We start from the raw sequence: 8345 nt of genomic DNA, 5'->3' as shown, positions 1-8345 counted from the left end.
CCGCGTGCAGCGCCCCGGCCGCCCCCGTGCCGGATGCCGCGCCAGCCGCGCCGGTCACGGTCATAACAGGCGGCACGATCTATACCGGCAATCCGGACCAGCCGACGGTCGAGGCCGTAGTTTACGGCGCCGACGGCCGGATCCTGACGACCGTCCCGCCCGGTTCGTCCGACTGGAGTCAGGATGAAGTCAACCTGATTGACCTTGAAGGCGCAGTCATGTTTCCCGGGTTCACCGATGCCCATGTCCATCTTCGGGGCGTCGGCGAGCGCGAACTGACGCTCAACCTTGAAGGCACAGCCTCCATCGCCGAACTCGTCACACGGCTCGAAGCGGAGATTGGTGGCAAGGCGCCCGGGTCTGTCGTGTTCGGGCGCGGCTGGATCGAGACCGGCTGGCCGGAAGGACGCATGCCGAACGCGGCCGATCTCGACGCCCTCGGCGCCGATCACAAGATCATCCTCGTGCGGTCTGACGGCCATGCCATGGTGGTCAATTCCGCAACTCTCGCCGCTGCCGGAATCACCATGGGCACGGCGGATCCGGAGGGCGGGCGGATCGAGCGCAATGCGGACGGCACGCCAAACGGCCTGCTCATCGACAATGCTATGGCCCTTGTCGCCTCCCTTGTTTCCAGACCTGACGCGGAGGGGCTGAAGACCGCGCTTGAGACCGGGGCGAAAGTCTATGCTGCGCGCGGCTGGACGGGGGGCCACAATATGAGCGTGGCGCCTGAGGAGGTTCCGCTCATGGCAGAACTCGACGGACAGGGCCGCCTGCCGATCCGGCTCTACAATGCACTGGACGCGGAAGGCTTTGACATTGCCGCTGGCCGCCAGATGGAAACGGACACGATCACCAACCGCGCCGTGAAAATCTACATGGACGGCGCCCTCGGCAGCCGGGGCGCGCTCCTGATTGCGCCCTATAGCGACCGCCCGGACACGTCGGGCCTCGCCCTCATGGAACCGGATGATCTCACCGCCATCATGGCGCGCGCAGACGCGGCGGGCGTTCAGCTTGCCATCCATGCCATCGGAGACCTCGCCAATCGCCGAATCCTGGAGGCTGTCGAGGCAGGCGGCTATGATGCCGCCCATCGCTGGCGCATCGAACACGCGCAGGTTTTCGCGACTGAAGACCTGATGCGCGCCGCCAATGCCGGCCTGATCGCCTCCATGCAGCCATCGCACGCCATCGGGGATCTCTTCTTTGCGCCCGCCCGTCTCGGCATGGACCGCCTCGCCGGTGCCTATGCCTGGAAGACTTTGCTGGATAATGGAACAGTCATCGCAGGCGGATCCGACGCGCCGGTAGAAGTCGGCTCGCCGCAGATCGAGTTCTACGCTGCGATTGCCCGCAAGAGCCTGAAGGGAGAATCCGGCGAGGGCTGGCATCCCGAACAGGCGCTCAGCCGCGAGCAGGCACTCACACTGTTCACCTCGGCACCTGCCTTTGCCAGCTTTAAGGAAGATGATCTCGGCACGATCGAGCCCGGAAAGCTCGCCGACTTCAGCGTCTTCGACCGCGACCTGATGACAGTGCCTGAAGCCGAAATCCTGGTCGCGAAGCCCTTGATGACCATTGTCGGCGGCGACATTGTCTGGCGCGCAGGCGACTAGGCTTCCGGGAAGTTCCGCGACCAGACACCCCGCAGGGGCTCCAGCGCCTTCGCCTGCGTGGCAATCGCGTTCAGCTTCGGCGCATGGGCCGCAAACCATTCCCCGCGCGGCGACCAGTGATGCATGACGCAGACGTAGAGGTCGAGCGCCGAAAGACGCTCGCCGAGGAACCAGGGCGCGCCCGCTGCGCCCTCCACGATTGACCAGAGGCGCTCGCGATAGGCCTTTATCGCCGCCTTGAAGGGTGCCTGCACGGATACGGCGCTGACAAAACGCGCCGGGTCGTCGGCATAGGTGAAGGTCGGATAGATATTGGTCACGAGATAGACCAGCCAGCGAAGGAATGCCGCCTGTTCAGGCGCGCCGGTTGTCGGCACAAGGTCGTCGCGACCCGTATGCCCGGCCAGCCAGAGTGTGATCGCTGCGCTTTCGGTCATTACCTGGCCGTCCGGCAGCACCAGCGTCGGCACTTGTGCCAGCGGGTTTACGGCCAGCAGTTTTTCCCGCGCGGCCGCATCCGTGAAAAGGTTGCCCACCGTCTCGAACCGGTAGGGGAGGCCATAGAATTCCAGCTGCGCCTCAACCAGCGCAGATCCCCATCCCGGCGTGCCATAGAGAACAAAATCTGCCATTATGCGAGCTAAAGACGGCATGCTGCTCCGGTCAAGCGCCGGGCAAGGCCTTCAGGCGCCCGGTGCGTTTTCCCCTACGTCGCACTAGGCGCTGGCGCTTCGCGTGCTAGAACCTATTCTGAAATGATAAATCCTCCCCGACGAGACATAACTCCATGACCGTAATGAGCGATACCGATGCCCTTGAAGGCATGAAGCCGACCGAAAAGATCAATGTGAAGAAGGTCTTCGGACTCGACACGACCATGACGGTCCATGGCTTCAAGACCCGCACGGAATACGTGCCGGAACTCGATCCGTCCTACCGGTTCGACCCGCAGACGACGATGGCCGTCCTGGCCGGTTTCGAGCACAATCGCCGTGTCATGGTCCAGGGCTATCATGGCACAGGCAAGTCGACGCATATCGAGCAGATCGCCGCGCGCCTCAACTGGCCGATGATCCGGGTCAATCTCGACAGCCATGTCAGCCGGATCGACATGGTCGGCAAGGATGCGATTGTCCTGAAGGACGGCAAGCAGATCACCGAATTCCGCGAAGGCATCCTGCCCTGGGCCCTTCAGCGCCCCGTCGCGATCTGCTTCGATGAATATGATGCCGGCCGGCCGGACGTGATGTTCGTCATCCAGCGCGTGCTGGAGGCCAGCGGCAAGCTGACCCTGCTCGACCAGAACCGGGTCATCTCGCCGAACCCCTATTTCCGCCTGTTCGCCACAACGAACACGGTCGGCCTCGGCGACACGACGGGCCTCTATCACGGCACGCAGCAGCTCAACCAGGGCCAGATGGACCGCTGGAGCATCGTGACCACGCTGAATTACCTGGAACACGACGCCGAAGTCGAGATCGTCAAGACCAAGGCCACGGGCGTCGATGACGACACGCTGTCCAAGATGGTGACGCTCGCGGACCTGACCCGCAACGCGTTCATGGCCGGCGACCTCTCGACCGTTATGAGCCCGCGCACCGTGATCACATGGGCCGAAAACTACGCAATCTTCCAGAATCTTGGCCATGCGTTCCGCATGACCTTCCTCAACAAGTGCGACGAGCTTGAGCGGCCTCTGGTGGCTGAAATGTACCAGCGCTGCTTTGCCGAGGAACTGCCCGAGAGCGCCCTCATGGTGAAGGTCGCCTAAAAGCAAGATATGGAACCGGCAAATGGGGCGCCTGAAACCTTTCAGGCGCCCCTTTTCAATTCGGCCGCGGCCTAGAAACGCGCGTTCAGCGTCACTTTTGCCAGGGTTGGAGCGCCCGGCGTGATATTGTTGTCGTTGTGCGCATTGGTCCAGTAGGTCTCGCCCAGCAGGTTCTCGACATTGAACTGCAGGCTCAGCGTGTCGGTCAGGTCATAGTAGAGCGCCGTGTCGATGCGCGTGAATGATGGCAGCGTTACCGCATTGGTGATCGAGGCATATTGCGCATCCTGCCAGATCACGCCCACACCGGCGCCAAAGCGGGATGTGACCCTGAACTTGTTCCAGACCGACAGGCTCTGTTCGGGCACCAGCGGCACCTTGCGGCCCTCCGGCGCGCTGCTGGTCGTCTGCGTGATCTCGGCAGACTGAAGGGCATAGGCCGCAGCAACATCCCAGCCGTCACGTATTTCGCCCAGCAGCGAAATCTCCAACCCTTCCGAGCGCTGCGAACCCGTCAGGACGGTCGTGCCGGCCACGGCGCCGGGAGCACGTGTATTGTCGCGGTCGAGGCGATAGAGCGCGGCTGTCAGCAGCAGTTCGGGCACTGGCTGGTATTTCGCGCCGATTTCGAAATTCTCGAACGATTCCGGCTCCAGCGCAGCGGTCGAGGCGCTCAGGGATGCGAACTGGTCGCCCGATTGTGGCAGGTAGGACTGGCTCCATCCGGCATAGAGTGTCACGGCCCCGGTCGCCGAATAGACAGCGCCCAGGCGTGGTGACACGAAATCATCCTTCCGCGAAAAATCGGCGCCGAGCCGGTCTGTGTAATCGAGATCGAACTGGTCATACCGGACGCTGGCGATCACCTGAAGCCGGTCGCTCAGCTCGACCTGATCCTGCAGGTAGATGGCAAAGAGGGACAGGTCGTTCGTGTTGTCCCGGGCAAGGTCCGTGAAGACAGGCGCCGAGGCCTGCCCGCGATCGGCCACGCTGGTGACCAGCCGTGCCGCGCCGCCGGCTTCCGGGAAGCTGCCTGAATGGCGTGTATTGTCCGTCACCTGCTGGCCGAACTCGATGCCCGACAAAATCGTGTGGGCCATGCCGCCGGTCGATGTTTTCCACACCAGGTCTGTCTGGCTGAAGATGTTCTCCCGCCTGGTGCCGGAATTGTAGGCGGCGATCTCGACCATTCCCGCTGCGCTGACTGGCGTCGCGGCATAGGTGTTCTGGTAGAACTTGTCATAGTCGCCATAGGAAAGGGACGAGCGCAGCTCCAGCGTGTCGGAGAAGGCATGGTCGATGACGGCTGTCAGCGTGTTCACGTCTATGTCGCTGTCATTGACGTCCGGATTGCCGAAGAAGGCTTTTTCAGAGCCGCTGAACGGTTTGCCGCCAGCGGACGGCACGCCCCGGTCAACGGTGCGTTCGTCTTCGAAGTGCTCGGCAGAAAGCGACAGTTTTGTCCGGGGCGCGAGTTCGAATTTCGCGCTGGGCGCAACGCCAAACCGCTCGAGGCTGACGCCATCACGATAGCTGCCTGAATTCTCGTACATCGCGTTCAGGCGCAGGCCCATCGTGTCCGACACGCTGTCGCCGAGGTCGAGGGCGCCGCGCGCATGGTCGAAGCTGCCGGCGCTGAGGGTCACATCGCGCACATGCTCTCCGTCCGCCTGCTTGGTGACGCGATTGATCGTTCCTCCGCCAGCGCCCCGGCCGAAGGCCAGCGCGGACGGGCCTTTGAGAACATCAACTCGCTCCACAGTGTACAGGTCGCGCAGGTATTGCAGGTCGTCGCGCACGCCATCGACGAAGAAGTTCGCCGTCGTCGCATTGCCACGGAAAGTTGGCGCATCGCGGTGGCCTTCGCCCTGTCCCATCGTGACGCCCGGAATGTAGCGTACCAGGTCGCCCATGCTCGCCATGCCCTGGTCGTCGATCAGGTCGCGCGTGATGACGGTAATGGATTGGGGAATATCCACCAGCAGCGTGTCCGTCTTGGTCGACGAGCGGCTGTCATTCTCGGCATATGCGCCTGACGTCCCGTAGACATAGACGGTGTCCTGACGCGCGACGTTGTCGGCAGCGGACGGCGCTGCGATGACGAGACCGATGGCCGAACTCAGCAGAAGTAGACGGGATGACATGGGGAGTCCTTACTTGAGAATGCTTCGCAGTCGCCTAGACGATGTCACTTGCTTGTGCAAGTCATTCTCATGTGAAGGATGTCCAAAACGGTCGGCTGTGGCTATATTGCTGCGGCGCAGTGTCATGTTTTTCCAGCCATCGCGACGGAATGGCTTCGCAAGTGGCCTTCTGCGGATTAGGTAAGGACCATGGCCAAGGACATCTCGCCCCAGGAACTCTTCAAGCAAGCGCTCGCCGCCACGACCAAGGCGATGAGCGCCGATCGCGACGTTGAGGTCGGGTTCGGCAATGATGTCGGCGCCGACGGCGAGCGGATCGTGCTGCGCCCGCCCCCGATTGACCTGCCGGCCGCCGTTGCCGCGCGTATCCGCGGCGAGGCGGATGCCATTGCCCTGCGCCGGGCCCACCATGACGAGGCCGCTCACCTCAGGCACCGGCCGCAGGGCGATCTGCCGCGCCGCGTGTACGATGCTGCTGAGCATGCCCGTATCGAAAGTCTCGGCGCCAATGCCATGCGCGGGACGGCGATCAACCTTGATGCCGTTCTGGAATTGCGCACCTTATCGGGTGAATTTGCCATGGGCGCGGAAGAACCGGAGGCCGTGCTGGCACCGGCGCTGGAATTCCTGCTCCGCGAAAAACTCACCGGCCGTCCATTGCCCGAAGCGGCCCGGCGCGTCGCCGATATCTGGCGCGAGCGTGTCGAAGCCGATACGGGCGGCGCGCTCGACAAGCTCATCTCCCAGCTACACGACCAGCCCGGCTTTGCCAGGACCATTCGCGAGATGATCCGCGATCTCACGGCGGGCAATGAGTCAGGCGACGACACCCAGTCCGAAGAGGACCAGCAGGAACAGGAAACCGAAGACGACGAACAGTCCCAGCAGGGCGAGCAGGACCAGCAGTCGGAAGAGCCGATGGGCGCGTCGTCAGAGGAAATGGAGGCGGGCGACAGCGAAGAGATCGAAGGCGAGGAAACCAATGTCAGCATCGACCAGGATGCTGACATGGAGGCGGATGACGATGCCGACGACAATGATGACGGCTCCAAGCCGCTGCGTCCGAATTTCCGGGACGGCGACGAGCGCGACCGCTTCAACTATAATATCTTTACTCGCGCGCATGATGAGGTTGCCCAGGCCCCTGACCTTTGCGACCCGGAAGAACTGACCCGCCTGCGCGCCTATCTCGACCACCAGCTTCAGGGCCTTCAGGGCGCCGTTTCCAAGCTCGCCAACAAGCTGCAGCGCCGTCTCATGGCACAGCAGAACCGGTCCTGGAGCTTTGATCTCGAAGAAGGCGTGCTCGATACGGCCCGCCTCACCCGCGTCATCACGGACCCCACAGCCCCGCTCAGCTTCAAGCAGGAAGATGACAGCAATTTCCGCGACACGGTCGTCACCCTTCTGCTCGACAATTCCGGCTCCATGCGCGGGCGTCCGATCATGGTTGCGGCGCTGTGCGCGGATATTCTCGCCCGCACGCTGGAACGCTGCGGCGTGAAAACCGAAATCCTCGGCTTCACGACCAAGGCCTGGAAGGGCGGCATGGCGCGTGAAGACTGGGTGCGTGCCGGCAAGCCGAACGGCCCGGGCCGCCTCAATGACATTCGCCACATTATCTACAAGCAGGCTGACGCGCCGTGGCGCCGGGCGCGCAAGAACCTTGGCCTGATGATGCGCGAAGGGCTGCTGAAGGAGAATATCGACGGCGAGGCCCTGCTCTGGGCGCATGACCGCCTGCTGGCCCGGCCCGAGCAGCGCAAGATCCTGATGGTTATCTCGGACGGCGCGCCGGTCGATGATTCCACGCTCAACGTGAACATCGGCAATTACCTGGAACGCCACCTGCGCCAGGTGATCGAGGAAATCGAGACGCGCAGCCCGATCGAGCTGATCGCCATCGGCATCGGACATGACGTGACGCGCTATTACAAACGCGCTGTCACCATCGTGGATGCCGAACAGCTCGGCGGCGCAATGACCGAACAGCTCGCCGGCCTGTTCGACGAGAACGCCCCGGTCCCGCAGGCCATGTCCATTCCGCCCCTGACCGACCGCACGGTGCGCGGCGCGGTTTCCGGCGCAGCCAGTGGTGCGCCCAGCTATGGCGGGCGCAAGTCTGTCGGGCTGGGCCGGGACGTGAAGAAGACCACGCTTCAGGCCGTCAAGGGTCCGAAAACCTAGGCAATTTCCTGTCCCATATTTCTGCCGTCATGCTAGGGTTTGATGGCGCAGCAAGGGGACAGGACGATGCCACATCTTTTCAAGCGAATGCCCGTATACAGGCCTGTCATCGCGGGCCTGTTCGTCCTGCTGGCGGCCTGCGCCTCAAAGCCGGAACCGGACCGCCTTGTCCTGTTGGGAGACGCCCAGGCCGAAGGCAATGTGGAACAGGAAGTGGCCCTCGCCCGCGCCTTGCTGGCAGATCCCGGGGTGAAGGGAGACCTGCGCACCGATCTGGCAGACATCCTGGCCGATGCGGGCCAGACAGAGGCGGCCCTGTCGGCCTATCACCGTGTGCTGACCGCTGCGAGTGCCGAGACGCCGCCCAATTTCGCCTACCAGATAGACCTGCGCGCCCGCATGGCCGAAATCGCGCTCGATGCCGGTGACACGGCGCGCGCCACAGAAGAGATCGGCGCGGCGGCCCGCCTCGCGCGCATCCATCTCGGTTCGGACCATCCGCGCCTTGCGCCACTGCTTGCTTATGCCACGGAGAATGGCCTCGACACCGCCCGCGTCGCAGAGATGACCGGCCTGCCGGTCGATGCCACGCTTGCCGGCAGCGTGGAGCGCGCCCGCGAG

Annotated in this window: 5 protein-coding genes and 1 pseudogene; 4 read left to right on the top strand and 2 right to left on the bottom strand. The window is 63.4% G+C overall.

All coding sequences use genetic code 11. The features are described from left to right. The coding region (locus VR74_RS06590) for an amidohydrolase (protein ID WP_045695349.1) at positions 1–1622 on the top strand (1622 nt) is incomplete at its 5' end. Here VR74_RS06590 and VR74_RS06585 read toward each other — a convergent pair. Further along, on the bottom strand, positions 1619–2254 hold the full coding sequence (locus VR74_RS06585; protein ID WP_045695346.1) for a glutathione S-transferase: 636 nt from the start codon (positions 2252–2254) through the stop codon (positions 1619–1621). The two genes, VR74_RS06590 and VR74_RS06585, sit on opposite strands and share 4 nt — an antisense overlap. 155 nt (positions 2255–2409) lie before the next feature. Between VR74_RS06585 and cobS the strand changes: the two genes are divergently transcribed. Beyond that, positions 2410–3393 (top strand): cobaltochelatase subunit CobS, encoded by a 984-nt coding sequence (gene cobS, locus VR74_RS06580; protein ID WP_299949766.1) that lies wholly within the window; start codon positions 2410–2412, stop codon positions 3391–3393. A gap of 71 nt (positions 3394–3464) precedes the next feature. Here cobS and VR74_RS06575 read toward each other — a convergent pair whose 3' ends face one another. Continuing rightward, positions 3465–5537, bottom strand: coding sequence for a TonB-dependent siderophore receptor (locus VR74_RS06575; RefSeq protein ID WP_045695344.1), 2073 nt, complete (start codon positions 5535–5537; stop codon positions 3465–3467). Positions 5538–5726: 189 nt separating this feature from the next. Here VR74_RS06575 and cobT point away from each other — a divergent pair, with 189 nt between their 5' ends. Together cobT and VR74_RS06565 are read left to right on the top strand one after the other, a co-directional pair. After that, complete coding sequence (gene cobT / locus VR74_RS06570) at positions 5727–7724, top strand: cobaltochelatase subunit CobT (protein WP_045695343.1); 1998 nt, start codon at positions 5727–5729, stop codon at positions 7722–7724. 66 nt (positions 7725–7790) lie between these two features. Beyond that, positions 7791–8345, top strand: a pseudogene (locus tag VR74_RS06565) (hypothetical protein); the annotation flags it as partial.

The organism is Hyphomonas sp. BRH_c22 (genome assembly GCF_000961795.1).
Taxonomy (GTDB): domain Bacteria; phylum Pseudomonadota; class Alphaproteobacteria; order Caulobacterales; family Hyphomonadaceae; genus Hyphomonas.
Note: the sequence above shows the minus strand (reverse complement) of the source record. Positions and strands in the feature narration are given on the sequence as shown.

What these genes read in the sequence shown, in the direction of transcription:
- VR74_RS06575 (WP_045695344.1), bottom strand. Translation starts at nt 5,537, where the DNA reads ATGTCATCCCGTCTACTTCTGCTGAGTTCGGCCATCGGTCTCGTCATC.
- VR74_RS06585 (WP_045695346.1), bottom strand. Translation starts at nt 2,254, where the DNA reads ATGGCAGATTTTGTTCTCTATGGCACGCCGGGATGGGGATCTGCGCTG.
- cobS (WP_299949766.1), top strand. Translation starts at nt 2,410, where the DNA reads ATGACCGTAATGAGCGATACCGATGCCCTTGAAGGCATGAAGCCGACC.
- cobT (WP_045695343.1), top strand. Translation starts at nt 5,727, where the DNA reads ATGGCCAAGGACATCTCGCCCCAGGAACTCTTCAAGCAAGCGCTCGCC.